Source organism: Luteibacter sp. dw_328 (genome assembly GCF_018449605.1).
Taxonomy (GTDB): domain Bacteria; phylum Pseudomonadota; class Gammaproteobacteria; order Xanthomonadales; family Rhodanobacteraceae; genus Luteibacter.
Genome location: NZ_JAAVUW010000001.1, coordinates 581,570 through 606,269 on the forward strand (window position 1 = coordinate 581,570; position 24,700 = coordinate 606,269).

20 protein-coding genes are annotated in these 24,700 nt (G+C 62.5%); 10 read left to right on the plus strand and 10 right to left on the minus strand.

The window, feature by feature from the left end:
• Nucleotides 1-6: 6 nt before the first annotated feature.
• The 6 genes from HB634_RS02715 to HB634_RS02740 all read right to left on the minus strand — a co-directional run bounded on the left by HB634_RS02715 (nucleotide 7) and on the right by HB634_RS02740 (nucleotide 8,064).
• Nucleotides 7-2,466 (minus strand): TonB-dependent siderophore receptor, encoded by a 2,460-nt coding sequence (locus HB634_RS02715; RefSeq protein WP_213947426.1) that lies wholly within the window; start codon nucleotides 2,464-2,466, stop codon nucleotides 7-9.
• 70 nt (nucleotides 2,467-2,536) lie between these two features.
• Nucleotides 2,537-3,490 (minus strand): FecR domain-containing protein, encoded by a 954-nt coding sequence (locus tag HB634_RS02720; protein WP_213947427.1) that lies wholly within the window; start codon nucleotides 3,488-3,490, stop codon nucleotides 2,537-2,539.
• Entirely contained in the window at nucleotides 3,490-4,014 is a 525-nt protein-coding gene (locus tag HB634_RS02725; protein ID WP_213947428.1) for a sigma-70 family RNA polymerase sigma factor, read from the minus strand. Before HB634_RS02725 ends, HB634_RS02720 begins: the two co-directional genes overlap by 1 nt.
• A gap of 85 nt (nucleotides 4,015-4,099) precedes the next feature.
• The gene (locus HB634_RS02730) at nucleotides 4,100-5,245 is read right to left on the minus strand and encodes an alpha/beta hydrolase (protein ID WP_213947429.1); all 1,146 of its coding nucleotides are present in this window, start codon (nucleotides 5,243-5,245) and stop codon (nucleotides 4,100-4,102) included.
• A 6-nt stretch (nucleotides 5,246-5,251) separates the two neighbouring features.
• Nucleotides 5,252-6,730, minus strand: coding sequence for a SulP family inorganic anion transporter (locus HB634_RS02735; RefSeq protein ID WP_213947430.1), 1,479 nt, complete (start codon nucleotides 6,728-6,730; stop codon nucleotides 5,252-5,254).
• Nucleotides 6,731-6,843: 113 nt separating this feature from the next.
• On the minus strand, nucleotides 6,844-8,064 hold the full coding sequence (locus HB634_RS02740) for a PQQ-dependent sugar dehydrogenase (RefSeq protein ID WP_213947431.1): 1,221 nt from the start codon (nucleotides 8,062-8,064) through the stop codon (nucleotides 6,844-6,846).
• A gap of 169 nt (nucleotides 8,065-8,233) precedes the next feature.
• Here HB634_RS02740 and mddA point away from each other — a divergent pair, with 169 nt between their 5' ends.
• Nucleotides 8,234-8,989 (plus strand): methanethiol S-methyltransferase, encoded by a 756-nt coding sequence (mddA, locus tag HB634_RS02745; RefSeq protein WP_213947432.1) that lies wholly within the window; start codon nucleotides 8,234-8,236, stop codon nucleotides 8,987-8,989.
• 17 nt (nucleotides 8,990-9,006) lie between these two features.
• Here the strand turns inward: mddA and HB634_RS02750 are convergent, their stop codons facing one another.
• Nucleotides 9,007-10,434 carry an MFS transporter gene (locus HB634_RS02750; protein ID WP_063572102.1) on the minus strand — a complete coding sequence of 476 codons (1,428 nt, stop codon included), beginning with the start codon at nucleotides 10,432-10,434 and terminating at the stop codon, nucleotides 9,007-9,009.
• A gap of 238 nt (nucleotides 10,435-10,672) precedes the next feature.
• Here HB634_RS02750 and HB634_RS02755 point away from each other — a divergent pair, with 238 nt between their 5' ends.
• The 4 genes from HB634_RS02755 to HB634_RS02770 all read left to right on the plus strand — a co-directional run bounded on the left by HB634_RS02755 (nucleotide 10,673) and on the right by HB634_RS02770 (nucleotide 18,834).
• Nucleotides 10,673-11,686, plus strand: a complete 1,014-nt coding sequence (locus tag HB634_RS02755) for a LacI family DNA-binding transcriptional regulator (RefSeq protein WP_213947433.1) — start codon at nucleotides 10,673-10,675, stop codon at nucleotides 11,684-11,686.
• 206 nt (nucleotides 11,687-11,892) lie between these two features.
• On the plus strand, nucleotides 11,893-14,379 hold the full coding sequence (locus HB634_RS02760; protein ID WP_213947732.1) for a glycoside hydrolase family 3 protein: 2,487 nt from the start codon (nucleotides 11,893-11,895) through the stop codon (nucleotides 14,377-14,379).
• A gap of 272 nt (nucleotides 14,380-14,651) precedes the next feature.
• A complete protein-coding gene (locus HB634_RS02765) occupies nucleotides 14,652-17,081 on the plus strand; it encodes a TonB-dependent receptor (protein WP_213947434.1) in 2,430 nt (809 codons plus the stop codon).
• A gap of 163 nt (nucleotides 17,082-17,244) precedes the next feature.
• The gene (locus HB634_RS02770; RefSeq protein ID WP_213947435.1) at nucleotides 17,245-18,834 is read left to right on the plus strand and encodes a tryptophan halogenase family protein; all 1,590 of its coding nucleotides are present in this window, start codon (nucleotides 17,245-17,247) and stop codon (nucleotides 18,832-18,834) included.
• Between the two features lie 33 nt (nucleotides 18,835-18,867).
• On the opposite strand, the gene HB634_RS02775 is transcribed toward HB634_RS02770, so the two are convergent.
• On the minus strand, nucleotides 18,868-19,812 hold the full coding sequence (locus HB634_RS02775; protein WP_213947436.1) for a LysR family transcriptional regulator: 945 nt from the start codon (nucleotides 19,810-19,812) through the stop codon (nucleotides 18,868-18,870).
• Between the two features lie 125 nt (nucleotides 19,813-19,937).
• Here HB634_RS02775 and HB634_RS02780 point away from each other — a divergent pair, with 125 nt between their 5' ends.
• Genes HB634_RS02780 through HB634_RS02795 form a run of 4 tightly spaced genes read left to right on the plus strand, consistent with a single transcriptional unit; the run spans nucleotide 19,938 to nucleotide 22,547 of the window.
• Nucleotides 19,938-20,654: an SDR family oxidoreductase gene (locus tag HB634_RS02780; RefSeq protein WP_213947437.1), complete on the plus strand. Its 717-nt coding sequence runs from the start codon at nucleotides 19,938-19,940 to the stop codon at nucleotides 20,652-20,654.
• 14 nt (nucleotides 20,655-20,668) lie between these two features.
• Nucleotides 20,669-21,685 carry an amidohydrolase family protein gene (locus tag HB634_RS02785; protein ID WP_213947438.1) on the plus strand — a complete coding sequence of 339 codons (1,017 nt, stop codon included), beginning with the start codon at nucleotides 20,669-20,671 and terminating at the stop codon, nucleotides 21,683-21,685.
• Between the two features lie 42 nt (nucleotides 21,686-21,727).
• Nucleotides 21,728-22,090 (plus strand): helix-turn-helix domain-containing protein, encoded by a 363-nt coding sequence (locus tag HB634_RS02790; RefSeq protein WP_063573247.1) that lies wholly within the window; start codon nucleotides 21,728-21,730, stop codon nucleotides 22,088-22,090.
• Nucleotides 22,068-22,547: an SRPBCC family protein gene (locus HB634_RS02795; RefSeq protein ID WP_213947440.1), complete on the plus strand. Its 480-nt coding sequence runs from the start codon at nucleotides 22,068-22,070 to the stop codon at nucleotides 22,545-22,547. Before HB634_RS02790 ends, HB634_RS02795 begins: the two co-directional genes overlap by 23 nt.
• 44 nt (nucleotides 22,548-22,591) lie before the next feature.
• On the opposite strand, the gene HB634_RS02800 is transcribed toward HB634_RS02795, so the two are convergent.
• Together HB634_RS02800 and HB634_RS02805 are read right to left on the minus strand one after the other, a co-directional pair.
• On the minus strand, nucleotides 22,592-23,500 hold the full coding sequence (locus HB634_RS02800; RefSeq protein ID WP_213947441.1) for a cyclase family protein: 909 nt from the start codon (nucleotides 23,498-23,500) through the stop codon (nucleotides 22,592-22,594).
• Between the two features lie 126 nt (nucleotides 23,501-23,626).
• Complete coding sequence (locus tag HB634_RS02805; RefSeq protein WP_213947442.1) at nucleotides 23,627-24,088, minus strand: DUF4265 domain-containing protein; 462 nt, start codon at nucleotides 24,086-24,088, stop codon at nucleotides 23,627-23,629.
• Nucleotides 24,089-24,304: 216 nt separating this feature from the next.
• Between HB634_RS02805 and HB634_RS02810 the strand changes: the two genes are divergently transcribed.
• The gene (locus tag HB634_RS02810; RefSeq protein WP_213947443.1) at nucleotides 24,305-24,685 is read left to right on the plus strand and encodes a hypothetical protein; all 381 of its coding nucleotides are present in this window, start codon (nucleotides 24,305-24,307) and stop codon (nucleotides 24,683-24,685) included.
• The last annotated feature ends 15 nt before the right edge of the window (nucleotides 24,686-24,700 follow it).

Here is a 24,700-nt window from a genome sequence, read left to right on the forward strand (position 1 = left end):
CCTCGATCACCACCGGTAGCGAACGTTCGCCAGGAGAAGGCGACCGGCGCCGAAGGTGCAGTACGTCTCGCCGGTGCAGGTTACGTAGCGCCGGTCGGTCAGGTTGCTGGCGGTGAGCGAAGTGGTCCACCCCTGCAGGGGCGCCCAGCGTTCGCCCAGGTCGTAGTGCAGGGACAGATCCACCAGCGTATACGCCGGGACGCTGAAATCGTTGAGGGCGTCACCGTAGCTCTTGCCGACATAACGCACACCGGCGCCGATCTTCAAGCCCTGCAACGCACCGTCGGGCATCCGGTAGTCGATCCAGCCGGCGACCATGTGGCGAGGATTTCCTGCAGGTACCTTGTCAAGGTTGCCGCTGTTGCTGCGCGTGTTCTTCAACGCGTTATAGGTGTAGCTGCCTACCAACTGCAGGTCGTCGCCGAGTTGGGCGTGTCCTTCCAGCTCGATGCCACGGGAGCGCACCTCGCCAGTCTGGATGGTGAGCCGTGCGTTGACGGGATCGGGCGTCTGTACGTTCTGCTGCTTGAGCTCGTAGGCTGCCAGCGTGATGAAGCTTTCGACGCCGTTCGGCTGGTACTTGATGCCCGCTTCGGCCTGAGTCCCCGTAGTCGGCTTAAAGGCATTGCCGTTGGCGTCCAGACCCAGGGTCGGCGCGAACGATTTCGAATAGCTGACGTACGGGGCCAGGCCGCTTTCGGACAACCATGAAAGTCCAGCGCGCCAGGTGAAGGCACTGGCTTTCTGATTGGTCACCGCGCCGGTCTTGAGGCTTCGCGAGTTCTCGCTGGTCCAGTCTTCCCGGGCGCCGAGCGTCGCCGTCCACTGATTCCAGTGGAGCTGGTCTTGCAGGTAGATCCCTTCCTGCTTTGCCTTGTTGATCGAGGATGTGCCGTAGACGAAGTTCGGGTCAGGCATCGCCTGGCCATAAACGGGTGCGTTCGGGTTGATCGATGGCGTGAGACCGTCGATATCGGCGTTGAAGACGTGCGAGTCGCGATTCCGTTGCACGTCCAGGCCCGTCGTCAGCTGGTGATCCACTTCGCCGGTACTGAAGATGCCGTGCAGCTGGGTATCGGCATCGATCGAGTTGATCGTGCCGTAGTTGACGTAGACACCCCGGGCCAATCCACCATCGTCGGCATACACACCGTTGTCGCCGAAGCCCACGCTGTGGATAGTGGTGCTGTTGTGCAGGTAGCGTACGTTCTGCACCAGCGACCATGTGTCGTTGAAGCGGTGCGTTAGCGCATATCCCACCCATGTCTGGGTCTTGCTGTAGGTATCGTAGTTGGGATCACCCAGATCCACGCTGCGCGGGATACGGTAGCGGCCCGGCAGGACGGTTCCCTCGGCGGGCACGTAGTTGAATATGCCGGCGTCGGGATCACGCTGGTAGTTGGCCATCAAGGTAAGGCTGGTGTTGTCGCTCGCCTTCCAGGTGGCGGACGCGGCAACCGCTACACGCTCCTGCCGAACGCGGTTCACCTGCGTGCCCGTATCCAGCGTGTCCATGGTGAACCGGCCCAGCCACTGGCCACGGTCGTCGAGCGGACCGGACAGATCGATCGCCGCCTGTGCCCGTCCGTGATTGCCGGTCTGCAGCATCACTTCGTGCTGCGCGGTCTCGGTCGGCAACTTGCTTGTAAGCACTAGCATGCCACCGGGCGAACCCTGCCCGAAAAGCACCGATGAAGGGCCGTGCAACAACTCGATCCTGTCGAGCAGGTAGCTATCCATGCTGGTGATGTTGAAGTTGGCGCCAAACCAGCGCAGACCGTTGAGGTACTCGTCGACCTGAAACCCCCGGCTATAGATGTATTCGAGGCCGTCGGTGTTGTCGCCGCGTTGCTCCGGGTTGGTGCCGGAGGTGTAACGTAGAGCCTGCGAGACGCTCTGGATGTTTTGCACGTCCATCTGCGCGCGGGTGACGACGGAGATGGCCTGCGGGGTTTCGATCAGCGGCGTATCGCCCTTGGTGCCGGCCGTGCTGCGCAGGGCCACCAGTCCGCCGACGACACCGTTGACGTGTAAGCCGGCCAGGTCCGTCGTTGGCGCACGCATGGATCCTGTCCGAGGAGGCGCTGCCGAAGCCACCGGCGACGCTGGCACGGTGTGCGGCACGCTCGCCTGACGCAGCACATAGGTGCCGTCGCCCACGGCCACCGCTTGCAAACCGCTGCCAGCAAGCAACCGCGCAAATCCTTCGTCGACGGAGTACGTCCCGTGCAGTCCGGGCGATGCGCGGTCGCCGATCTGACTGCCGTCGAAGGACAAAGCGACGCCTGCGGCGGCCGCAAAGCGGCTAAGCGTCTCAGTCAGATGGCTCGCGGGAACGTCATAGGCGTGGGCGGGTACGTCGGCGGCATGTGCCTGGAGCGAGGCGATGCTGCCGGTACTTGCAATCAACACCGCAAGGGCAGCGGCCAGCCGGCGTGGGCGGACGGGGAGAGGTCGAACAGACATGAAATTCCCTGAGATAGGCATGGATATCCTTCAGGGGCCGAACGAGAGCACCTAAAAGTGCAACGACCGCTCAACCGGCTGCCTGCGCCGCCTCGACGGAAACCCAGTAGCGCGTGCGACGCACCGCGCGAACCGGAAAACTGCGCGTCAAGGCGGCCAGCGCGCGGTCGGTGTCGTCGATGGGAAACGCCCCCGAGATACGCAGTCCCGCGATGTTCCCGGCACAGACCAGGCGCCCGGGTCGGTAGCGGTCGAGCTGTCTCACCAGTTCACCCAGCGGCATGTCGATCGCAATGATGCTGCCCGATTCCCAGGAAGCCACGAAGGCGTCGTTGGCCTGGAGCGGGCCAGATCCATCACGTGTGAAGCGCAGTTGGTGGCCGGTGTCGACGGTCACCGCTGGTGCGTTCGCCGGTTGCACGCGCACGGCCTTTTCCAGGACGGCAACGGTGCTTTCGCCGTCCTCGGCGAATACGGTGAAGCGCGTACCCAGCGCGGTGGCTTCGCCTTGCGGGGTCTGCACCACCAGCGGGCGGTGTGAGGGTGCCGGGTCCGCAGCGGTCGTCAGAAGGATTTCGCCCGCATGCAGACGCAGTAGACGTTGTCGACCGGAGAACGCGACGTCCAGTGCGGTGGCGGTGTTGAGGATCAGTTGGGAGCCGTCGGGAAGGGTCACCTGCCGACGTTCGCCTGTGGCCGTGCGGTAGCCGGCCAGCCAGTGTTGCCTGAAGACCTCCCGCAACCCAAGCGCGCCCGCCGTACCCAGTCCGGCCACAATGGCGATCTGGCCGAGTGCACGCCGCCGCGAGAGTTCGCGCGCTGACAGGGCCTGGGCGGCGGAACGAGGGGAGGGGATAGCTGCGAACCGGCCTTGTACCTGCTCTACCAGTAGCCATGCCTCACGGTGCGCGGGCTCGGCGTCCAGCCAGTCGCGCCAGGCGGCATGCGCCGTACCGTTATTGGCGTCGGCCTGAAGTCGGGCAAACCAGGCGGACGCCTGGCGGATGGCATCGTTGTCGACCATCAGCCTTGGGCCATGCGATCGAGTTGACGTAGACAGCAGTGCTCCATGGCCTTGGCCATGTGACTGTTCACCGTTCGAAGCGAGACGTTTAAACGCCCGGCGATCTGCGCATACGGCAAGCCTTCGAACTGCGATAGCAGGAAGACCTGCTTTACCTTCGCACCCAGGCCATCGAGCATGGTGTCGATCTCGACCAGAACGTCGATGGCTGATGCGTACGCTTCAGCGGAGTGCCCATGCTCCTCGCCGTGCAAGGCAAGCGCGTCGAGATAAGCGCGCTCGAGGGTACGACGGCGAAAGAGATCCGCCACAAGACCTCGCCCGATGGTCGCCAGGAAGTCACGCGGTTGACGGAGTTCTTCGGTGTGCCGCGAGCAGATGACCCGAACGAAGGCGTCCTGGGTCAGGTCGGCTGCGTCGCTTTCATTGCTCAATCGCCGTCGGAGCCAGGCCCGCAGCCAGCCGGCATGTTCCACGTAGAGCGCCTCGACCACGGGGGCGGGTGACGCGGTGTTCACCGACACGGAGGGAATGACCTGATTGGCTGACTTTAATGAGAATGATTATTATCTACAAATTCAGTCAGGTCAACGCGGCGGCGCGCTTCGGTCAGCGGTCCTTCCGTTCGCTCGCCTGCCGGGCTGCGATTGCCAGCGCCTGTTCGATCGCATCAATGACGATCTCAGGCCGGTCGTAGTTGATCGTGTGGCCGCTGCGCGGAACGATCCAGTTCACACCATGCGCGGACATGGCGGCGACCTCATTGTGCATTTGTTCCCACACCATGGTGCGTCGGTCCTGCATGGCCTGCGGCAAATCTTTGGGAGCAGGGCGCGGTGCATGCGTGAGCATGATGATGGGCATGTCACCGAAATCGCGGCGTGTGGCACGGGTTTCGTCTGCGCTTACCGTCGCGAAGTTCTCCTCCTCCGACGTGTGAGCCTTCTGGGATTTGAGCGACGCCATGGCCTTGAAGGTCGCATCGGTAATCGCCTGGTCCACTCCGGGATACATCTCGCCGACGCAGGGCGCGAAGGCGGGAGAGTCCTTGGGAATCGCGCCACTTTTGGCCGCATCAACGCAGTGTGGGTCTGCTGGAACATCGTGCTTCGCCAGCGCCGGCATCTCGCTGGCCTCGAGCGCCTCTCGTGCCTTCGCGCGGCTCACCTGGTCCTCATGCGAGCCGTCGACGATGACCATGCCCACAACTTCATCACGATACCGATCCGCGAAGACACGGACCGCCATGCCACCGGAGGAATGCCCCACCAGTAGATACGGTGGCTTGATACGCGCCGCCTGCAGGGCCTTGTGGATATCGTCGACGTCGTTCCCCGACGTGCCTGGACGATCGGAGGCGTCGCTGAAGCCAAGCCCTGCGCGGTCGTAGGAGCAGGTCGTGTGCGTCTTGCTGATCGCCGGTTGCACCAGCGCCCACGCAATCGTCGTATCGTTCCCTCCCGCATCGAAAATGACGGCGGGCGAACCCGTGCCGCGGCAATAGAGATTGAGGCGCCTGCCTCCGATGTCGACAAGCCGGACAGGGCCCAGGTATGCCGGGTCAGTCACCAGTGGCCTGGTCGGCGTCTCGTTCGCCCACGCCGTTGCTGCCGAGCCGAGGCAGCCGATCGCCGCCAGCGCGGCCAGAATTCGCTTTGTCATTCGTCGTGCCCCTGTTTTCCCGCTGCCTGTGCGTGGTGCCGCGACCGCGCCGGATCGTCGGCGAGAATGACAGGAACCAAGGAGCGCTGTCACGCCCCTCTAAGCGTGGCCACCCGTTCCCGATGACGCCTCGGCACCACCCACACGCATCAGCAAGGTCTCGCACGCATCATTCAGGCGCGTGACATGCAACTGCTTGCCCTGCTGGGCGTAGCGACGCCGCAAGGCCTCGATGGCTTCGACGGCAGAGTGGTCTTCAAGGTGCGCGCCGGAGCAATCCAGCTCGACGTAAACCGGATCGTTCTCCACGTCGAACATGGCCATCAGTCGCGACGTAGCCGCGAAGTACACCGTGCCACGCAGAAGATAGCGACGGCCACCATTGGGTAGGTCCTCGCGATTCACGCTGAGACGATCGGCGTGCTTCCAGGCAAAGGCGATCGCCGAGATCAGGACGCCACACAGCACGGCGGTCGCGAGATTGGCCAGCACCGTGATGACGGTGACAGCGACAATGGTCAGCGCATCGGACAGCGGCAGCCGGCGCAGTAACGGCACGCTTCCCCAGGCGAAGGTTTTCTGCGCCACCACCAGCATGACGCCGAACAGCGCGGCCAGCGGAATACGTTCGATCAGCGGCGAGAGGAAAAGCACGAAGCACATCACGAGCACGCCAGCCGTGATGCCAGACAGACGCGTGCGCCCGCCCGAGGTGAGGTTGATCATGGTCTGGCCGATCATCGCGCAGCCGCCCATGCCGCCGAACAGGCCGGACACCACGTTGGCAGCCCCCAGTGCCATGCACTCGCGATTGGGCTGGCCTTCGGTGGCGGTGATTTCATCCACCAGGTTGAGCGTGAGCAGGGTTTCCAGCAACCCGACCATGGCCATCACCAGCGCATAGGGAAACACGATCTTCAGCGTATCCAGCGTCAACGGCACCTGTGGCCAATGCAGCAAGGGCAGGCCACCCTTGATGGAAGCGATGTCGCCGACGGCGCGGGTGGGCAGGCCGAACAGATGCACGATCAGGCTGACGATCACGATGGATGCAAGGGCCGACGGCACGACCCGGGTCAGCCGGGGCAGCAGATACACCACCAGCATGGCCACGAGCGCGAGGGCGAGCATCAGGTAGAGCGCGTTGCCGGTGAGCCAACCGCCGCCCGGCGCGTGCAGATGTTCCAGCTGCGAACCGGCGATCACGATCGCCAGGCCGTTTACGAAACCGAGCATGACCGGATGCGGAATCATTCGCACCAGTTTGCCCAGCCGTAACACGCCGAACAGGAACTGGATCAGGCCGCCGAGCAGCACCGTGAGCAGGAAATATTCGCTGCCGTGCTGCACGACCAAGGCCACGATCACCACTGCCATCGAGCCTGCCGCACCGGAAATCATGCCCGGTCGGCCACCGAAAGCGGCCGTGAGCGCCGCGATAATCGCCGCGCCGTAAAGGCCCATCAAAGGATTGAGGTGGGCGACCAGCGCGAAGGCCATGGCCTCTGGCACAAGCGCGAACGCGGTGGTCAAACCCGCCAGAAGGTTCTGGCGGACGGAGAGGGCGGAGGGAGACATACGAATTCCTGTGCAGCGTACGCAGACAGGCTCAGGCCGCCACGAAGCCGCACACCTTGCCATGCTGCACTGCATCGGGCAAGGCGGGAGGGCAGGTAAACCGTCGAGTGGACTTACTTCGGCGTGAGCCGATACAGCCCACCGGGTTGCGCATCTTCCAGCAACCACAGCGAACCGTCCGGTGCCTCTTCGATATCCCGGATGCGTTTGCCAAGGCTCCAGCGCTGGACCGCGGTGGCGCCGCCCTTGCCGTCGAACGTCACGCGGATGATGCCCAGGCTGACAAGGCCGCTGAGCAGGGCGCTGCCCTTCCATTGCGGGAACAGGCTGCCCTTGTAGAACATGAGGTTGCCCGGCGCCATCACCGGCTCCCAATAGATCACGGGCTTGACGAGATCGGCCCGCGTATCGGGGGAGGGAATGGGCACGCCGTTGTAGTTCATGCCATACGAAACCAGCGGCCAGCCGTAGTTCTTGCCGCGCTGGATCAGGTTCAGTTCGTCGCCGCCCTTGGGGCCGTGCTCGAGTTCCCACAGTCGACCGTCCGGACCGAAGGCAAGGCCATACGGTGTGCGGTGGCCGACGGACCAGGTCTCGGCTGGCGTGAGGTTCGGTCCGGGGAACGTATACGTGCTGACGACCGGCGCCGTCTTGGCGGCCTCGGTATCGGTCGCTGGATCGATCAGCGGGATGGTGGGCGTTCCGACCTTTCCTGCCCAGGGATTGCCAGGCGCAGGTTTGCCGTCGAGCGTCAGATGCAGGATTTTGCCGACGGGTTGATTGGGATCCTGGGCGGGCGTGAACCGCTGGCGGTCGCCGACGGTGAGGAAGAGAGTTTTGCCGTCCGGTGAAAAGGCGATCTGGGCGCCGGCCTGACCACCCTTGCCCGTGGGCATCTGGCGCCACAGCACCTGGAAGTTGTCCAGGCGGGCCTGATCGCCATCCAGTACAAGTTGACCTCGGCCCATGGCCAGGCCGCCGCCGTAGTCACCGGGTGCGACATAGGTGAGGTAAACGTTGTGGTCGCGGGCGTAATGCGGCGAAAGGAAGACGCCGAGCATGCCGTTCTGACCTTCGACGTAGCTGGCCGGCACGCCCTTGATCTCGGTCTTGGCGCCTTGCGGGGTCACCAGCTGCAGCCGGCCGACCTTCTCGGTCACCAGCATGCGGCCGTCGGGCAGGAACGCGATGCGCCAGGGCAGATCGAAGCTGGCCACCTTCGTGACGTTGAAAGGAAGGTCGGGATCGGGCTTCTGATCGCCTGCATTGGTCTGGGCGTGAGCGGTGCTTGTCAGCAGAGCCGCGATCAGTAACCCGTTTGCCAGCTTCTTCATTTGCATGTTTTCCTTGCGTCCGAGTGACCCGGAAGATCGTAGTGTTCTCAATGCCGTTTGAGTGTGACGGTTTCTTTAATCGGCGCCCATTATCCCCGCGACGATGCCCTGATGATCACCACCGACCGCTCCGTGATAGCGTGGATGCCTCTCCGACTGGGGGAAACTTATGCAACGCATGTTAGCGGTGGGCTTCGCTCTTGTTGCGTACGTTCTTTTTTTCGCGAGTTTCCTATGGCTAATCGCCTTCATTGGCGATGTCGGGGTCTTTCCAACGACGATCAACAACGCGGTCAACGGTACGCCTGTGGTCCAGGCTATCGGGTTCGACCTGTTCCTTATCGCCTTGTTCGGAAGTCAGCACAGCGTCATGGCGAGGCCTTGGTTCAAAGCGCGCTTGACCCGAATCGTGTCGCCTTCGGTAGAAAGATCGATCTACGTGCTGGCAGCCGCTGTCGCCCTCGTTATCATGCTGCGCAATTGGCATACGCTTGGCGGGACGATCTGGGACGTGCGTAAAGGCGTCGCGGCGCCGTTGATCTGGGCGGTGTTCGCTATTGGCTGGATAGTCGCTTTGCTAAGCACCTTCCTTATCAACCACTTCGAACTTTTCGGACTGAGTCAGGCGTGGCACCACGGTCAGGCGCGGGAAGATCGTCCCCCGCCATTGCGCGAACCGCTGTTCTATCGTTTCGTCCGCCACCCACTTTACCTGGGATTCTTGATTGCCTTTTGGGCAACGCCGCACTTGACCTTCAGTCATCTACTGTTCGCGGCAGGAATGACCACGTACATCTTCATCGGGATCGCGCATGAAGAGCGCGACCTGCTTTCGCACTTTGGCTCGGCCTACGACGACTATCGCAAACGCGTCGGGATGATCTTGCCTGGCTTGGGTCGACAACGGGATAGACCCGACGACTGACCGGATAGAGCGCCTGCCTAAGTTCGCCCTTCCGGCTCGGGGACGTAGAGCGTGCACAGAGCGGCGAGGAGCAGGCTAGCGCCGCCCAGACCCAGTGCCCAGATGGGCTGATTGTGAAAGCACAGGCGCAGCAGCAGACCGAGAACGCTGGCGGCGAGCACCTGGGGGATCACGATGAAGAAATTGAAAATGCCCATGTAGACGCCCAGCTTCGCCGTGGGCAGGTTGTCCGAAAGCAGCGCATAAGGCAGCGATAGAATCGAAGCCCAGGCAAAGCCGACACCCACCATCGAGGCGAGCAGCCAGTGTGGGTCGCGGATGTACAGGAACGACAACAGCCCTGCGCCACCAAGGCACAGGTTCATCACGTGGCTGATGCGCAGGCCCCAACGGCGAACCATCAGCGGGATAACCACCGCGGCCAGTGCGCCAAATCCATTGTAGGCGGCGAACAGCACGCCGACCCAGTTGGCTCCCTCGTTGTAGACCGACGAGCTGGTATCGGCCGTGCCGTAAATCGTCTGCGTCACACCTGCGGTGGTGTAGATCCACATCGCGAACAGCGAGAACCAGGAAAACAACTGCACCCCGGCCAGGCGCCGCATCGAGATCGGCATGCCATAGACGTCACCCATCACTTCGCGCAGCATCCCGTGGCTACGGGTCCGGCCAAGCCAGGTGAGCAGAAGGCCAAACAGGATCAGGCCGCCTGCCAGCAGGTAAACCTCCTTCTCCAGCGCAAAATGCCTGATCGCAACGAAAACCGCGGCACCCGCCAGCAGCAGTAGCAAACCCGGTCGCCCAGCCCGTGATACATCCACCGACGGCCCCTCAGGCACGTTGTCGGTAAACGAACGCAGCTGCGCAGGCGGGTACTCGCGCGTGGTCAGCATGGTCCAGAGCACGGCCCCGAGCAGTACCGCGCCGCCGCCGTAGAAGGCGAACTTCACCGTATCGGGAATGCCTCCGTCCTTCGCCACGTTGGCGACACCGAACTGCGCCAGGACCCAGGGCAGCATGGAAGCGACCACGGCACCCGCGCCGATGAAGAAACTCTGCATTGCATAACCCGCGGGACGTTGCCGCGTGGGCAACTGATCGCCCACCAGGGCGCGGAACGGCTCCATCGACACGTTGATCGACGCATCCAGGATCCACAGCAAGCCGGCGGCCATCCACAACGCCGGCGTGTTCGGCATCCACAGCAGCGCAAGCGAGGCGAACACGGCTCCGGCCAGAAAGTACGGCCGGCGTCGGCCCAGGCGGTTCCAGGTCCGATCGGAATAGTGACCGACGATCGGTTGCACGATCAGTCCCGTCAGCGGCGCGGCGATCCACAGGGTGGGAATGTCGTTTACGTTCGCGCCCAATGTCTGGAATATCCGACTGACATTCGCGTTCTGCAGGGCGAGGCCGAACTGGAGGCCCAGAAAGCCGAAGCACATGTTCCATATCTGCCAGAACGAGAGCGCCGATCTCTGTGTCGGCGCGTGCTCAGCACGCACGCAGCGGGTCTGCACTGTGGTTGATCCGGGTCATGGGTAACTCCTCCAGCAACAGTTATGTCATGACCTTGCGCATCCCGCATGCTGCGGGCGCAGCATCGATGCCCTTTGTCGCCCTTGTAAAGCAGAGGGCTCTGACGGCATAGTCAATCGACAGCGTGACAACAACGGAGAATCCATGCGGGTACGTCTCGAAGATGTGGCGCGCGAAGCGGGCGTATCGCCCAAGACGGTGTCGCGCGTGCTCAATGACGAGGCCAACGTGACCGACGCCACGCGTGAGCGTGTGCGTGCTGCCATGGAGGCAATGGACTATCGACCGCATCCGTCGGCGCGCAGTCTGGCAGGAAATCGCTCGTTCCTGGTAGCGATGCTGTACGACAACAACGACAACCCGTCCTCGACGTATCTGGCCGAAATCCAGGATGGCGTGCTCGAGGCCTGTGACGCGCATCGCTACAGCATGATGGTGCGACCACTGCGCATGCGCGATGGCGATTTTATCCGCCGCCTGGACACGCTGATTTCCGACCACCACCCCGACGGCGTGGTGCTGACGCCACCGATTACCGACTATGCGCCACTGCTGAAACGCCTGCGTGAGCACAAGGTGCCCTATGCCAGTGTGTCGCCATTGCGGCGCGGCAAGACCCTGGGTGTGACCATGGACGAGCAGCACGCCGCGCGTGCGATCGTCGAGCATCTGCTGGAGCTGGGCCATCGGCGCATCGCTCACGTGATCGGCATCGCCAATCACGGTGCCAGCCGCTGGCGGTTGGCAGGCTATCGCGAGGCGATGGAAGCCGCGGGTCTGCCGGAAGATCCGGATCTGGTAGTGCAGGGCGCTTTCACCTTCGGCTCGGGTGTGGAGGCGGCACGGCAGCTGTTTTCACTCGCCGAGCGACCGACGGCGGTGTTCGCGGCCAACGACGACATGGCCACCGGCGTGATGTGGGCGGCCGGTGAGTATGGCCTGAAGGTGCCGCACGACCTGTCTGTCTGTGGCTTTGACGATACGCCCCTGTCACGCCAGCTCTGGCCGGCACTCACCACCATCCAGCAGCCCAGCCGCGAGATGGGAAAGATCGCGGCGGAGCAGTTGCTGACCGAGCTACGCGGTCACGGCACCGGTCGACTGGTGCAGCTGCCTTTCTCCCTGCAGATCCGGGGCTCCACCGCCGTCGCACCCTGAGACCACCGCGCCCAGGATGGGCGACGGTCATGCTGCATAGCAAATTGACAGCGCTGTCATTCCTGCCACCATGCGCTCCGGAAGCGTACCGCCGGTACGCCAGCCTGGAGCTTTGTGTGCCATTGCTGCAGCCGTTGAGCCTGTTTTCGCGAAGCATTTCCGTAGCGCTGTCCGTTGCCGGCGCCTTGCTAGTGGTTGTTCCAGCCATGGCTGGCGATGCCACCCTCGTGCACCCCGAACAGTGGCCCCAAGCCGCATCACCGCTGCCGCCTGACCCGGCGATCGAATCCCGGATCCACGCTCTACTGACGAAAATGTCGGTCGAGGACAAGGTCGGCCAGATGATCCAGGCCGACATCAAGTACGTGACGCCGGACGATGTTCGCCAGTACCGGTTGGGATCGATCCTGGCCGGGGGTAACTCCAAACCGCCCGGCCAGCCATACCCCATTGCCACGCAGTGGCAGGCGTTGTCCGATGCCTTCTACCGCGCGTCCATGGACACCTCGCGTGGCGGACTGGCGATCCCGGTGCTGTTCGGTATCGACGCCGTGCATGGCCACAACAACCTCGTCGGCAGCACGTTGTTTCCGCAGAACTCCGCTCTGGGTGCCACGCGCGATCCGCAGTTGATCCACGACATCGGTGAGGTCACGGCGCAGGAGCTGCGTGCCAGCGGCATCAGCTGGACGTTCGCGCCCACGCTCACCGTGCCGCAGGATGTGCGCTGGGGTCGTTCGTACGAAGGCTATTCGCAGAATCCGGCCCTGGTAGCGCAATACGCCGCCGCCGTGATCGGTGGCCTGGAGGGCAAGGCGGGTACTCCCCAGTTCCTGGATACCGGGCATGTGATCGCTACCGCCAAGCATTTCCTCGGCGACGGCGGCACCCACGATGGCAAGGACCAGGGAGATGCCAGGATTAGCGAGGCGACGCTGCGCGATATCCACGCGGCCGGCTATGCGCCTGCGATCAAGGCCGGCGTGCAGGTAGTGATGGTCTCGTTCTCCAGCTGGAACGGGGTCAAGATGGCCGGCAACACGTCCCTGATCACCGGCGTGCTGAAAGAGCGCATGGGCTTCGACGGGATCGTGTTGGGCGACTGGAACGCGCACGGGCAAGTGCCGGGCTGCGCCAACGAGGACTGCGCCGCGGCATACAACGCCGGGCTGGACATGCTCGAGGCACCCGACTCCTGGAAAGGCCTGTACAAGAACACGCTGGCCGAGGTGAAAGCCGGCGTGATTCCGATGAGCCGCGTCGATGATGCGGTGACCCGCATCCTGCGGGTGAAGATGCGTCTTGGCATGTTCGAGGCTGGCCTGCCATCGGCCAATCCACTGGCCGCCAAGTCGGCGCAGGTTATCGGAAGTCCTTCGCATCGCGATGTGGCGCGTCGGGCAGTACGCGAGTCACTGGTGCTGCTGAAGAACAACCAGGCGGTGCTGCCGATCGATCCGCGCAAGCGGATCCTCGTCGCCGGCGATGGCGCCGATAACATCTCCAAGCAGAACGGTGGCTGGACGCTGACCTGGCAGGGCACCGGCCTGACCAACGCGAATTTCCCCGGAGCCACCTCCATCTGGGCGGGGCTCCAGGCGCAGGTGAAGTCGGCTGGCGGCATTGCCGAACTCTCGGTAGAGGGCGAGTACAAGCAGAAGCCCGATGTCGCCATCGTGGTGTTCGGCGAAGACCCCTATGCCGAGTTCCAGGGAGACCTGCCGAACCTGGCATACCGTCCAGGCAACGATCACGACCTTGACCTGATTCGCAAGCTACGAGGGCAGGGCGTGCCCGTGGTGGCCGTGTTCCTGACGGGACGGCCGTTGTGGATGAATCGCGAGATAAACGCCGCCGACGCCTTTGTGGTCGCATGGCTCCCGGGCAGCGAAGGGGAGGGCATAGCCGACGTCCTGCTGCGCACCGGTGACGGGCATGTGGCGCATGACTTCCACGGCAAGCTGGCCTATGCATGGCCACGTAATGCGCTGCAGATACCTGTCGCTGCCGCCGCAAAAGGCGAGCGTCCGCAGTTTCCCTACGGCTTCGGCCTGACCTATGCCGATAGCCAGAAGACCGGTACGTTGTCTGAGGAACCGGGACTTGTACTGAGCAGCGCGCAGGCTGGCGTCTACTTCACCCGAGGCAAGCCGGCACAGGATTTCGTCGTGAGCCTGACCGGCGCGAACGGCGCCGTGACGAATGTCGTTGCCACGCCGGCCGTCACGGCAGACGGAAGCCTGCATATCAGCGCGCTCGACTATAAGGCTCAGGAAGACGCGCGCAGCCTGAGCTGGTCCGGTACCGGTAACGGTGTCGCAAGCGTTGAACTGGTGGCTCCCGCGCCACTCGATGTCGATCGGGAAACCAATGGCGACGTTCTACTGGTGGCGACGTTGAGGGTCGATACGGTGTCACCGGGGGACACCTCGACGATCGGGATCGGCTGCGGAGCCGGCTGCAGTGGTCAGGTGACAGTGGGACCACAGCTTGCCGCGCTGCCTAAAGCGCAATGGTTGAAGGTGGGCATTCCGTTGAAATGTTTCCGCGATGCCGGCGCGAATATGAGCAAGGTAGATCGGCCCTTCCAATGGTCCAGTCATGCCGGCACGCAGATTGCGATCACAGACGTGTCGCTCAGCACGGTAGCGGACCGCACCCTGACGTGTCCAACGCACGGGGACAAACCGTGAAGCTCGCCGGGGTATCCATTTGCGCTGCACCAATAACGAGTCGTCGATACGTTCGATAAGCGGCGCGGGGCCGTTCTGCAAGACTTTTGTGAATACGTGGATGACTTGCTGCCCTGCGGCAAGCATTCATCGCAAGGGAGCTCTATTATCCTGCAATGACAGCGCTGTCATTCGGGGTTGATAGCGCGCCAGGGGAGTTGGGAAATCTTTGTCATGGCCGCCGCGTGCGGCGGACATCACTGATCCGACGATTGATCGATGGGGAGAGCCAGATGAATCTGCGTCACAAGTTGTTGTATGTCGCTATGACACTCGCGTTTGCGCCGGGCACGCTGCTTGCGGCGGATCAGGACGCGACGGCGCAAAGTGCGCCATCGAAGAATCCAGAGGGTGCCGACAAGAAAGTCCAGAACCTGGACGCCATTTCGGTCAGCGCGACCAAGCGCGATACGCCGCTGCAGAAGACGCCGGTGGCGGTCACGGCGATCACCGTCGACACGCTCGACAGAGAGCGGGTCATGACCGTGCAGGACCTGACCAAACTGGTCCCGGGCCTGCAAGGCACGTCGCAAGGCGATCATGGCGTCGTGACGCTCACCCTGCGCGGCATCGGCAACGACAGCGCCAAGACCGAGTACGCCGATCCCGAAGTCGCCACCTTTGTCGACGGCGTGTACGCACCACGCGCCGAAGCGGCGTCCGGTCTGTTGCTGGACATGGATGGCGTCGAAGTGCTGCGTGGACCCCAGGGCACCCTCTGGGGCCGCAACTCGACCGCCGGCGCCATCAGCTTCCAGACGGCCAAGCCGGACATCGGCGCGGGCTTTTACGGCAATGCGCAGGTCGAGGCGGGCAACTACAACCAGATCGGCTCCCGCGCCGCGTTCAACCTGCCCATCAGCAATACCTTCGCCATGCGCGTCGCTGTGGTGCACGAGCAGCACGACGGCTACGTCGATTACCAGGATCCGTCCAGCCAGCTGCCCTCCGTGGCACAGCAGCAGCAGACGTATCTCGCCTCCGGCGGCACGGCAGCCAACTTCAAGCCGATCGATCCCGGTCAGTACGTGCAGAAGGGTGACAAGTACAACGCGCAGGATCAGTCCGCCGCACGCGTCAGTGCGCTGTGGCAACCCAGCGATTCGTTCAAGTGGAACCTGTCGTACGAGTACTTCATCGACCGCGGCACGCCCAGCATGAGCCTCATGCAGACGCCGCGGGACGGGCAGAAGTTCTGGTCGGCGTTGATCGACACGGCGCCCTACCTACACCGTACGTCCAACACCGTGCGCAGCCGCATGGACTGGAACATCAACGACGGCGTGCAGCTCAGCTACATCGCCGGCTACAACAAGTACTCGGGCCAGAGCGACTTCGACCAGGACGTCGGTGTCAGCGTGCCCACCAGCTTCACCACCAATGGCGTCTACCAGGACGACCGCACCAACAGCTCCCACTACAAGAACTGGAGCCAGGAGATCAACCTGAAGTCCACCGGCCCGCAGACCGTGGACTGGATCGTCGGTGCGTACTACGGCTACGAGAACAACGACATCCGCTTCGACATCCCCATCATGAACGGTACGCGCTACGGCACCGTGAACTGGCAGGGTTCCTTCATCCAGCCGAAGGAAACGGTGGAGTCGTATGCGTTGTTTGGCCAGGCCACCTGGCATCTCAACGACAGCGTGCGCCTCACCGGCGGCTTGCGATGGTCGCATGACGACAAGGAGAACAAGGGCGGCATCAACTGGGGTTGGGCATACGACCCGACCGTGCCCCAGCTGCCGATCTCGCCGGACGTGTATCCGAACCCGTCGAACGGCTTCTCCATCTCGCAGCAGAACAGTGCCAAGTACAGCAAGAGCAAGCCGACCTGGCTGCTGCGTCTGGATACCGACGTCAGCCAGAACGGTTTGCTCTACGCCAGCGTGTCCAGCGGCTATAAGTCCGGCGGTACGCAGGACGCGGGCACGCTGTACAAGCCCGAGTCGCTGGTCAACTACGAAGTCGGCAGCAAGTTCGCCTTCTTCGATGGCCACATGACATGGAACTCGGCTGTCTACTATGAAGCCTTCAAGAACTTCCAGCTGTCCGCGCCGATCGTCTATCCCGACGGTAACCACGGCCTGGGCTTCTCCAATGTTGGCGGCACCACCAAAGTGCTCGGCTTCGAGTCGGAGCTGGCGTATCAGCAGGTGGACGATCGCTTCAACCTGATCTTCTCGGCCATTCCGAAGAAGAAGCTCGGCACGCTGCAATACGCCGGTTCCAACGACTACCAGGGCCTGCCGGCATGCCCGCCCGCGTCGAACCTCGCCAACTGCGCGAACGTCACCGGCAACGATCTGCCGCATGCGCCGGACGTGTCGCTCACTGCCATCTACGAGCACACGTTCCACCTTGGCAACGGCGGCCGCCTGACGCCTCGCGCCAGTGCGCAGTACCAGAGCTCGCAGTGGCTCAGCTACTTCAACCTGGGCGACGGCGACAAGCAGAAAGCCTACGTGCGTGGCGACCTGTCGCTGCGTTACAGCGAGCCGGGCGACAAGTGGTGGGTCAACGGCTACGTGCAGAACGTGACCGACAAGAAGACCCGGACCAGCGCCGGCCGCTTCCTGATGGCCGACGGCTCGCTGCAGTATGTGTCGCAGTACCTCGCGCCGCGTACCTACGGCGTCCAGGTCGGCGTGTGGTTCTGAGGTAATAAAGGGCAGCCGTGTGACGCACGTGCCGCCTGAGGTTTGCCGTTCTACCGGCGGCGCTCGCAGGAGCGTCGCCTATCCCTCCCGGGAATGGCTTATTTGCCGGGTCCGCGTGGGGCGGCCCGGCACCTTTTTCGTGTAGCACCGGCGGGGACACATCATGGCGCGGCTGAAGAAAGTGTTGGTCGTGGGCGGCGGTACGGCCGGGTGGCTGGCGGCGTGCTATCTGGCCAAGGCGGTCAACGCGGTCGATCCCCGGAGTGTGCAGGTGCATCTGGTGGAATCGCCGGACATCGGCCTGCTTGGCGTGGGCGAAGCGACGTTCCCCTCTATACGCGGCACGCTGGCGGCTATCGGCCTCGACGAGCGACGCTTTCTGGTCGGTGCCACAGCGACGTATAAGCAGGGCATCCACTATCGCCATTGGGTACGGCCGCCTGGCACACCCGGAGCGGATCACTTCTTTCATCCCTTCAATACCCCCAGCCAGCGTCCGGGTGGCCCCGAGTTGCTGCCGTACTGGCTGCTGGGCGCCGCACCGGAGGGCATGCCGTTCGCGGACGCCGTGTCGATGCAGAGCATGCTGGTCGATCACTCCCGTGCGCCCAAGCGCGCAAGGGATGCGGACTACCAGGGGCCGATGAATCACGCCTTCCACTTCGATGCTGCCTGCTTCGCACGCGTGCTCGCCGAGCACGGCCAGGAGACGCTTGGCGTCGTTCGGCATGTGGCGACGGTGGAGCGTACGGAGCTGGACGAACACGGCGCCATCGCGCGCGTGGTGACGAAGGAGGAGGGTGATCTCACCGCCGATCTCTACGTCGACTGCACCGGACTGCGCAGCATGCTGATCGGCAATGTGATGCAGTCTCCGTTCCGCAGCCGTGCGGACGTGCTGTTTGCCGATCGCGCGGTGGCTATCCAGGTGCCGTACGAAAAGCCCGATGCTCCGATCCCCTCGTACACGATCTCCACCGCGCAAGAAGCCGGTTGGATCTGGGACATCGGGTTGCAGAAGCGGCGCGGCGCCGGGTATGTGTATTCGTCACGGCATACCAGCGACGATCATGCCGAGGAAGTGTTCAGGCGGTATCTGGGCAGTACAGGGGAGGGCCTGAAGGCCTTGCACATCAAGTTCGAGACGGGTTACCGCCCCGAGCATTGGCGCAAGAACTGCGTGGCGGTGGGTCTTGCCGGGGGCTTTGTCGAGCCGCTGGAATCTACCGGCATTGCGCTGATCGAGTTGGCCACCTATCTGCTCACGCATCTGTTGCCTGGCGACACGGACAACATGGAAAGTGCAGCGCGTCACTACAACGAGATGATGGTTGCTCGCTACGACCGCATCATCGACTTCATCAAGATGCACTATTGCCTTAGCCAGCGGCGGGATTCGTCGTTCTGGACTGACAACTGCGACGTTGCCAGCATCCCGCAAACCCTGCGGGACAAACTCGCGAAGTGGAAGCAGCGTCCGCCGCACAGGTTGGATTTCGTTAGCGACCTGGAAATGTTCATGACTTCCAGCTGGCAGTATGTGCTTTACGGAATGGAGTTCAAGACTGATCTCGAGCCTATGCGTAGTGCCTATCCGGACATGGAAGCGGCGCGGAAGGAGTTCGCGATGATTCAACAGGCGGCCGCTCGTGCGCTTGACGATCTGCCGGACCATCGCGCGCTTGTCGAACAGATGTGCAATGAACATAGTCAGCGCGGCCGACCAGAGGCGCGGATCAACGCATCAAGGTGACGCTTGCCATGTCCGGATGACTGGCGTCACGGCCTACTGGTCGGGTATGTCGTAGTTGGGTGCAGCGCAGATACCAAAAATTACATCGCGCAGCCAGCGATGTGCAGGGTCGGCATGCAGCCGTGGATGCCAGATCGCCGACACTGTGATATCGGAGGTTTTCACGGGAAGCTCGAAAACTTCCAGGCCCATGCAGGCAGGATGGTCGCGAAGGGAGTTGCCGCGAAAGCTGCCGTCAATCGCAGAACGCGGCACGAGCCCGAGCACATCCGAATGCCGCGCTATCTGCATGGCGTTGGCATACGTGGTCACCACGATGGCGATGTTGCGGCGAAGGCCGAGTTGCTCCAGTGCGTCGTCAACCGGCCCGGAAAAGTCCTGCTTCCGCGACACCACCACATGTGAATACCCGACATAGCGTTTCGCTGTCACCCTTGTCAGAAGCGGATGTCCCAACCGACATACGCCGACGAATCGGTCGCGAAACAACATCCGCGTCTTTAGCTCCGGGGCGGCCGTGCCGAGCACACCGATCTCCAAGTCGATTGCGCCTTCCCGAAGCGGGCGCGCGTCCTTATCCGGTTTTGATACGAACCGGACAACCACGTGGGGCGCAGACTGGGTGATCGCCGCCATGAGCGACGGACCGACCAGCTCGACGAAGCTGTCGTTGGCGCGGATGGTGAATGTTCGCGCCAGCGTGGCTATGTCCAGGGTGTTGTCGGCGGGTTGAAGGGCCGCCCTGGCATTCCGCGCAAGCTCATGGATGTGCTCGGCGATCTGCTCGGCATACGGGGTCGGGACCAGTGTCCGCCCTGCGAGCACCAGCAGCTGGTCGCCGGTAGCCAGGCGCAGCCGCGATAGCGTCCGGCTCATGGCTGAGGGGCTGAGGCCTAACCGATGCGCTGCCCTGGTAACGCTGCACTCCGCGAGCAGTACGTCGAGCGCCGTGAGGAGGTTCAGATCCACGTCTTGCATGTCAGGCCACCTGCGACTCGGTAATCGTTGACTTCCATGCATTCGATTATTGCACCTAGCGCGTCTGGCGCAATCGTAGGGCAGGCGAGACACTGGCGGTCATCTCCGAATCAATGGGCATCGCCATGAACCACGCTGACCGCACCAAGAGCCCCGCCATCCTGATCATCGGTGCATCGTCCGGCATCGGACACGGTATGGCTGCCGAATTTTACAAGCGGGGCTGGAACGTCGTCGGCACCGCCCGTCACCTCAACGATCACACCGAACTGCACGATCTGGCAGCGCAGAGCGGGGGCCGTGTTGAGGTAGAGGCCGTCGACATCTGCGAGCCAGGCCAGATCACCGCTCTCCGTGCGCGCCTCGCGGAGCGGGTGTTCGACATCGTGTTTGTCAACGCGGGTGCCGCTAACGCGGACCCGACGGAGACCGTCGCCAAGATATCCACCGAGGAGTTCGTTACCGTCATGGTGACGAATGCGCTTGGCCCCATGCGCACCATCGAAGCGCTACAGGATCTCGTGCCCGCCGACGGCCTTATCGGGATCATGTCGTCGGGGCAGGGCAGCATCACCAACAATACCAAAGGCGGCTTCGAGGTCTACCGCGGCAGCAAGGCCGCGCTCAACCAGAACATGCGCAGCTATGCGGCCCGCCACGCTGGTGACCCACGCGCACTTTTGCTAATGGCCCCTGGCTGGATCCGTACGGCGCTTGGCGGTCCCGATGCGACGTTCAGTCTCGAGGAAACCATTCCGGACATCGTGAACACCGTCCTGGCCAAACGCGGAACGCCCGGCCTGGCGTATCTGGACCGCATGGGCCACACGGTGCCTTGGTGAAGAGGCGAGACAAAATGAAGCTGATCGGTATCGAAGAACACTTCCTCACGGCGGACATTCGCGACGCCTGGACGGCTGCTGGGCTGGAAGCGACTGACCCGAGCGTGGCGTTTCACGCAGGGGCCATTGAGGGGCGCCTGCTCGATCTCGCACAGGGCCGCCTCGCGCTAATGGATGAAACCGGTCTGGATATACAGGTGTTGTCGCTCACTACACCCGGGCTGCACAACCTGGGATCGGAGAGCATCGACCTGGCGCGACGGACCAACGATGCCTTGGCCGAGGTGGTAGCACGCCACCCGACACGCTTTGAGGCCATGGCCACCTTGCCGGTCTCGATGCCGGACGAAGCAGCCCTCGAACTCGGGCGATGCGTCCGGACGCTGGACTTCAAAGGAACGGTGCTGAGCGGAAAGGTCGGCCAACTCCACCTCGACGACACGAGCCTCTTCCCCATCTTTCAACATGCTGAAACGCTTGGCGCTCCGATCCTTATCCATCCGCGCATGCCTGATGCTGCCGTGCAGGATGCCTACTATTCAGGCTTCGCACCCGCCGTCGACGCGGCCTTCGCCACCTATGGTCTCGGCTGGCATTACGATGCCGGGATCCAGTTCATTCGGCTCGTGCTTGCTGGGACGTTCGACCGGCTGCCGAAGTTGCAGGTGATCCTTGGGCACTGGGGGGAAGTGGTGTTGTTCTACGCCGAGCGTTTGGCCGCGATGGACAGGGTGTCCGGGCTGATACAGCCGATCGCACACTACTTGCGGAACAATCTCTATGTAACGTCCAGTGGGATGTTTCTTCCGCACTATCTGATGCGCGCTGCTGAAATCGTCGGCTTTGACCGTTTACTGTTCTCAACAGACTACCCGTATCAGTATCGTGCGGGGAATGATGCGAGGAAGTTTCTCGACAGCTGTGGGCTTGGCGATGCCGATAAGAGGGCCTTCGGCTTTGCTAACTGGACGCGGCTCACGGCAGACCTTACGCGCCGCTTCACCGGCGCAAGCATGGGCTTGAGGCTCTGAACTCGCTTGCAAATTCCCCATGCCCGTCATACAGTGAACCACATGGTTCACTATCAAGCCCGTCTCGATGCAACGTTCGCCGCACTCTCCGATGTCACCCGACGCGGCGTGCTGGAGCAGCTCGGGAGTTCGGACGCCTCGATCACGGACCTTGCCCAACGGTTCCACATGACCCTCACGGGCATGAAGAAGCACGTCGGCGTCCTGGAGCAGGCGGGGCTCGTGACCACGGAGAAGGTCGGGCGCGTACGTACCTGCAAGCTCGGGCGAGGCCTGCTTGAAGAAGAGGCCGCCTGGATCGAGCAGCACCGCCAACTCTGGAGCGCGCGCTTCGACGAGTTGGACAAGCTTGTCGAGCACTTGAAACGCAAGGAGAAAGCAGATGACCAACGCAACAGAAAGTAATCGCACTGTCGTGGAACGCAAGGCCGACCGCGAACTCGTCGTGACGCGAACATTCGACGCCCCAGTGCACATCGTCTTCGAAGCATGGAGCACGCCCGAACTGTTCAAGCAGTGGTGGGTTCCGAAGTCCGCGGGGATGTCGCTGATCTCGTGTGACATGGATATTCGCACCGGAGGCACGTATCGCCTCGTATTCCGCCATCCGGCCTTCGATCAACCGATGGCGTTCTTTGGCACCTACAAAGAAGTAGCGCCGAACACGCGCATGGTATGGACGAACGAAGAAAGCGAGCAGGGCGCCGTGACCACGGTGACGTTCGAAGAACGTGCCGGCAAGACGCTGGTCACCCTGCACGAACTTTATCCGACAAAAGAAGCACGCGACGAAGCTATCGTCGGTTCGGCGGAAGGGCTGCCGGAACAGTTCGCGCAGCTGGATGAATTGCTTGCGGGCTGATCCTGACGACCTGCTGTCGGCTGGCTCACACCACCTCCCGGTAATCAGGCCGGAACACAGGCGAAGGCACGCACCGGAAACGTGCCCATGCCTTTGATCTTGGGAGGGGCCGCAGTGAAGGTGAAGCCTTCGACGGGTACGTGGTCCAGCGCTGTAAGGTGCTCGACGATCGGAATGCCCGCAGCCAGCAGAACCGAGTGAACGGGACGGCACCCGTCAGAGGTGTCGTCGATGTTCAGCGAATCGATACCGACGACGCGCGCTCCCTGGTCGCGTAGGTAGACCGCCGCCTGTTCGGTGAGAAAGGGATGGCCTTCGAAATACTGGTCGGTGCGCCAGTGGCGGTCCCACCCGGTGTTGATCAAGACGGCTCGATCGCGGCAGTCGACCGGCGCAAAATGCGTCCACTCGATCGCGCGCCCTGAAGCACCGGAAATCCGAACGACCACTGCAGGTACGTCCGCCACCGTCGCCAGGCTCAAAGCACTGAGATCGAAGCCATCCGCATAACGGTGGAAGGGCACATCCATGTAGGTGCCGGTATTGCCGACCATCTGGATCCGCCCGATCTGGAATTCGGTGCCCTCGGCATAGACGCCACGCGACCGCTCGCGGGAAAGGTGGTCGCAGATGAGCGGTGCTGGCAGTCCCTTATAGGTCACCATACCGTCTTCGATGGTATGACTGAGGTCGACATAGCCAGTAGGGAGGATAGGATGGCCAGGTTCCTCGTCGCGCCTGTTAGCTCGCTTGTGCTGCTCCTGGATCACTTGCTTATTGAGGATCCGCACGTCCGCAACCATCAGCAACTTCATGTCGCGGATGACGTAAGCCGCTAGCGCATCGTCTGTAATGTCCTCTCCCTCGATATCCAGTCGGAAACCCTGGCCCTGGAGACCACCTCCGTTTGAGAATGTAATCTCAAAGTCAAAGCGCACGCGCCGATCGGTCATGGCCTAGCTCTTTATCAGTCGGATGCCGTCGATTCAATCAGAGAGGGCGTGCGGAGGCTAGGACAAATCGCGCCGGATCCCGGACCGCTGTGTCGAGGACTGCGCGGTGTCTTCATGGAAGCATGGTTATGACGCGGTGGGGAATAACGAATCATAGGTAGGATCTGCGTGCTCCCACTGTGCTTCCCGCTCAATGAGATAAAAGCGGACTTGCTGCAGTTCAACGTCCGGCGGAATGTTGATAGAGATGTAGTTGCGATTCGCGCCCTCATAGCTGCAGCCGGCGGCGACCAGATATTGAAGCACCTGGTCCGATGCGTTACCAGGCGCGACAGGTAGATCGAAGGAGATTCGGATTGTCCGGTTGCCAGACCTTTCAACGACGAATCGGAAGGTAGGGAAGCCCTCGTGCTCGTCGTAGGGAGCAAAGACGACGTCCTGCCACGAGACGCCGTAGGCATAGAAAGGTGAATTGTCGAGTTTGTATAGATCGTCGCCTAGCGGAATGGCCCAGAGCGTTTCAACAGTCGCGTCTCCATCAGTACTGGGGACGCGAAAGAGAACTTTGGCTGTGGGCTCGTTGCTCATGGGGTGTAGCCTCTAATTTAGCGGCTAGTTCGTCAACATAGCGCGGCCGGCAGAGAATGGTGGTCGGCGACGGGCAGCGGGGGTAGGGAAGGGTCGACAGTTCGGAGAGCGCCCCGAAGGCCGATTGACGCGGGCCAGGCGGAGCGGGCTAGAATCCGGCGGAACGTCCGCCTTCGCGTCTGAGCGCTAGGAATTTACCCGACACGGGACACTGAAATGAAGTCAACGGCTGCTTTCGTGATCTTGTCCATCGCGACCCTTTTCGCTGGTGCGACGATCGCGCAGGGTCAAGAAAAAGGAGTAACCCGGCAACGGGCCGACGCGTTGGTGCAAGCGATGACAAAAAAACACCCTTACCGGGGGACCGACGTATACCCCCTTGAGAACGACGGCGGGGAGACGAAGTTCTACGCGTATCAACTCATTTATAACGAGGCCACAGAGCCGACCATGAGCGCTGGTTTTGTCAAGGTGAACCGACGTACCGGAGAGATCATTATCGATGCCGGAACGTTGTGTTATCACTATCCCGGCTATCCATATAACCAGCCTATCCAACCAGGTCCTGGGGTTGATCTGCCACTCGATTGCAATTGACCACTGAGTGATCAG

Bases quoted from the DNA above. Each gene is read 5' to 3' on its own strand.
- HB634_RS02755 (WP_213947433.1), top strand. From the start codon at position 10,673: ATGCGGGTACGTCTCGAAGATGTGGCGCGCGAAGCGGGCGTATCGCCC.
- HB634_RS02780 (WP_213947437.1), top strand. From the start codon at position 19,938: ATGAACCACGCTGACCGCACCAAGAGCCCCGCCATCCTGATCATCGGT.
- HB634_RS02765 (WP_213947434.1), top strand. From the start codon at position 14,652: ATGAATCTGCGTCACAAGTTGTTGTATGTCGCTATGACACTCGCGTTT.
- mddA (WP_213947432.1), top strand. From the start codon at position 8,234: ATGCAACGCATGTTAGCGGTGGGCTTCGCTCTTGTTGCGTACGTTCTT.
- HB634_RS02775 (WP_213947436.1), bottom strand. From the start codon at position 19,812: ATGCAAGACGTGGATCTGAACCTCCTCACGGCGCTCGACGTACTGCTC.
- HB634_RS02790 (WP_063573247.1), top strand. From the start codon at position 21,728: ATGGTTCACTATCAAGCCCGTCTCGATGCAACGTTCGCCGCACTCTCC.
- HB634_RS02735 (WP_213947430.1), bottom strand. From the start codon at position 6,730: ATGTCTCCCTCCGCCCTCTCCGTCCGCCAGAACCTTCTGGCGGGTTTG.
- HB634_RS02800 (WP_213947441.1), bottom strand. From the start codon at position 23,500: ATGACCGATCGGCGCGTGCGCTTTGACTTTGAGATTACATTCTCAAAC.
- HB634_RS02795 (WP_213947440.1), top strand. From the start codon at position 22,068: ATGACCAACGCAACAGAAAGTAATCGCACTGTCGTGGAACGCAAGGCC.
- HB634_RS02785 (WP_213947438.1), top strand. From the start codon at position 20,669: ATGAAGCTGATCGGTATCGAAGAACACTTCCTCACGGCGGACATTCGC.
- HB634_RS02740 (WP_213947431.1), bottom strand. From the start codon at position 8,064: ATGAAGAAGCTGGCAAACGGGTTACTGATCGCGGCTCTGCTGACAAGC.
- HB634_RS02715 (WP_213947426.1), bottom strand. From the start codon at position 2,466: ATGTCTGTTCGACCTCTCCCCGTCCGCCCACGCCGGCTGGCCGCTGCC.
- HB634_RS02750 (WP_063572102.1), bottom strand. From the start codon at position 10,434: ATGTGCTTCGGCTTTCTGGGCCTCCAGTTCGGCCTCGCCCTGCAGAAC.
- HB634_RS02810 (WP_213947443.1), top strand. From the start codon at position 24,305: ATGAAGTCAACGGCTGCTTTCGTGATCTTGTCCATCGCGACCCTTTTC.
- HB634_RS02805 (WP_213947442.1), bottom strand. From the start codon at position 24,088: ATGAGCAACGAGCCCACAGCCAAAGTTCTCTTTCGCGTCCCCAGTACT.
- HB634_RS02760 (WP_213947732.1), top strand. From the start codon at position 11,893: ATGGCTGGCGATGCCACCCTCGTGCACCCCGAACAGTGGCCCCAAGCC.
- HB634_RS02770 (WP_213947435.1), top strand. From the start codon at position 17,245: ATGGCGCGGCTGAAGAAAGTGTTGGTCGTGGGCGGCGGTACGGCCGGG.
- HB634_RS02720 (WP_213947427.1), bottom strand. From the start codon at position 3,490: ATGGTCGACAACGATGCCATCCGCCAGGCGTCCGCCTGGTTTGCCCGA.